Annotated in this window: 3 protein-coding genes; 1 reads left to right on the forward strand and 2 read right to left on the reverse strand. The window is 57.9% G+C overall.

Annotated elements, in window-relative coordinates; genetic code table 11:
• Window positions 1–781 (reverse strand): nucleotidyl transferase AbiEii/AbiGii toxin family protein (locus tag ACM6UT_RS23090; RefSeq protein ID WP_416799617.1); only part of this gene is annotated, 781 nt, incomplete at its 3' end.
• Window positions 754–972, reverse strand: a complete 219-nt coding sequence (locus tag ACM6UT_RS23095; RefSeq protein ID WP_113426734.1) for a hypothetical protein — start codon at window positions 970–972, stop codon at window positions 754–756. The genes ACM6UT_RS23090 and ACM6UT_RS23095, both read right to left, overlap by 28 nt.
• 886 nt (window positions 973–1,858) lie before the next feature.
• Between ACM6UT_RS23095 and ACM6UT_RS23100 the strand changes: the two genes are divergently transcribed.
• Window positions 1,859–2,632, forward strand: a complete 774-nt coding sequence (locus tag ACM6UT_RS23100; protein WP_465245568.1) for a tetratricopeptide repeat protein — start codon at window positions 1,859–1,861, stop codon at window positions 2,630–2,632.
• Window positions 2,633–2,825: the final 193 nt, after the last annotated feature.

Below are 2,825 nucleotides of genomic sequence, written 5' to 3' on the forward strand. Positions count from 1 at the left end.
ATGTGTGGCGTGCAGCGTCGCGAAGGGCGGCAAGGCCCGCCTTTGCTTCTTCTAGTCGCATGTCAAGCGTCTCGACGGCATAACGGATCGGGTCGGGATCCTGCAGCTTGTTCAACACCCAGGCGGCGCTCCTCGAAACGAGGCTGCCATACGCTGCTTCCGCAGTTTGCACTGCCACGTGAGGGATTTCCCCCTTCTGGAGAACAAGAAATCCAAGGTCGATGGCGTCACGGTAGGCAACGGAACTGTCCTGGCAACGGTCGGCGTTTGCGAGCAGCTTCTCTGCGAACATTGATTCGATCGCGAGGGTGGGGACGCCGAGGTCTGGGTCGAGATTTCCCGAGAGGGGGATGCGGCTCTCCCGGACAATTTCGAACTTGATTGCCTGGCCCTGGTATTCGACAAAAGTTCTGATGCCGTACTGGTCGGTTCTAACCTGGCGTAGCTCCTTCGCTCCGTCCGGCAGCACGGCAGCGACGCCATGGTCGAAGAACGCGACCCGCAGTTTCCGGTAGCCTTCCATGTCCGCGCATAAGAAGTCGACGTCGAGCGACCTGCGGTACTCGTTGTTCTTCAGGACGATCGCGGTTCCGCCCCCGAAGTAGCACTGGCATTCCGCTAGGAATGGTGCATCCATTCCGGCAAGCAGCTCTCCGATGATCTCGTGCTCAGGTTTAAGATAAGCCACTATCGCCTCGCGTTCATGGATGCTCGGATGATATGGCAGCAGAGCGCTTTTTTGAAGCGAGGAAGCTAGACGAGCATCACGCCGTGGCCGCATTCGTCGGTCAGCTCTCTAATAAGCAGCTGTTCCCGCGGCGTCAGGTTGTCTGCGTCTACGAGGCGCCAGTTCCGCTCATAAAGAGCGAATGCCTCGTCCGGTGCGATAGGGCGCACGGGATTGCGGTTCCACGCGAGCAAGTTCAGCTCCGGGAATTCGGCGGGAACGATCTTGTCGCCAAAGTGCATCATGATGACAATCTAACTCATTGAACACGGTCGATCAACACGACAACGTGTCGCTTCATCCACGAGTTCCTCGCATATGGTCCCTCGCGGAGCAAACGTCAACGTCAGCAGTCGTCGATCTTGCTAGGCTACGCAGTCCCCTGCTCTGCGTCCGAACCGACAGCCGCTGCATCGGATGTGATGTGGGCACCCCCGCTTTCTTTTGGAGGTGTCACACGGGCGAGGACTCCGTCTCCCCTGCCTCCTGTTTTAGGATCCAGCCTCCGACCGAAATTCGCATAGACGAACAGGAAAATGGTCTCGCCGAAGACCTCTCGCATCTGTGGACCATGACCCTAGTGCTGCCGCATGTGGAGCGTCTCGACGACGACCAGATGCTTGTCTACTTCCCCGATTATGAAGCCATAGCCAAGTTGCAGGTAAGGAGCCCTGAACTGAATGCAAACAGGGCACTCTTGAGGCGTGACCGGTCGTGTCCCGGCTGCGGGAGATCGAAGAGCGAGATCTTCCGCAGGTCTGAAACGGCAGGCTCGGGTCGGAGTGAGCGGCAATGCCGGGCTTGATAGAAAGCGGCTCATCGCCGAACATATCGGCTGTTCAGGGATCATTCTGATCAATATCACTGGCAAATGTGCATTTCTAGTGCTGCGGGCAACAGGTCATCGGGAGGAGCTTAGATCGAATGGCGGCTGTGGTTTTGGAACTCGATGACGACGGCGCGCGATTTCGGCATGGTGCCCAGGAGCGAGAAGCTGACGGTCGGCTCGACACTCTTCTCGATCAGCGCGCTAGCGGAAGCCTGTCGCAGAAGAAGTTCCATCTGGCATTGGCTGACCTGGTCGAGCAATATCCGAATTACATCGATGGTCATGTGCATCTCGGCTTCGCGATGCTTGAGCATGGCAAAGCCAAACAGGCGCTCGACGCCTACGAACGAGGGCTAGGAATTGGCCTAGCGGCTATCCCGCGGACTTATCGGGGCCGCATCGAATGGTCCTGGTTGGAAAATCGGCCTTTCCTGCGCGCGGCTCATGGTGTCGCTCTTTGCTACCAGAAACTTGGTCGACGGGATCAGGCAATCGAAATATTGGAGCTTATGCTGCGCTGGAATCCCAGCGACAACCAGGGTATCCGCTACCTGATCGGCTCGGAGTATTTACGCACGGGCAACGAGAAGAAGGCCCAGAAGATCTTCAAGCAAGAAGCGGACAGCTACCCTCCTTATCGCTACGAGGCGGCCTTGGTTGAAATCATGTCTGGCAAAATGGTCGAGGCCGCAACGATCCTGCGCCGGGCCTTTATCGAGAATCCATACATTGCCGAGATCTTGACCGGCACGCCGAGCCCCTTGCCAATGACCATCTGGCACGGATCGAACCTGTCGGAGCCCGAAACCGCAGAGGCCTATGCCGAACACTACGACGCTCTGTGGCGCTCGACTCCGGAAGCGGTTGCGTTTCTGCGCTGGCTCCATACCCATCCGAAGGTGATGCGTGAGCGCGGGGACATTTTTGTAATCAAGGAAGCGCTGCTCTGGGAACAAGAGTTCGAAAAGCGCAGTGCCTTGGGCGCCCAGGAGGAAGTNCGACGCTCTGTGGCGCTCGACTCCGGAAGCGGTTGCGTTTCTGCGCTGGCTCCATACCCATCCGAAGGTGATGCGTGAGCGCGGGGACATTTTTGTAATCAAGGAAGCGCTGCTCTGGGAACAAGAGTTCGAAAAGCGCAGTGCCTTGGGCGCCCAGGAGGAAGTGTTGATGGCCGCAATCGACGACAAGCTCTCGAAAGCGATCGTTATCCAAAGGCGCGATCGCCGGGGCCAACCCGTCAAACCCTGGCTCTATCCTCAACTGCAGCCG

The organism is Ciceribacter azotifigens, from assembly GCF_048159625.1.
Taxonomy (GTDB): domain Bacteria; phylum Pseudomonadota; class Alphaproteobacteria; order Rhizobiales; family Rhizobiaceae; genus Allorhizobium; species Allorhizobium azotifigens.

Excerpts from the sequence above, each read along its gene's own strand:
- ACM6UT_RS23095 (WP_113426734.1), bottom strand. The coding sequence starts at position 972 with ATGATGCACTTTGGCGACAAGATCGTTCCCGCCGAATTCCCGGAGCTG.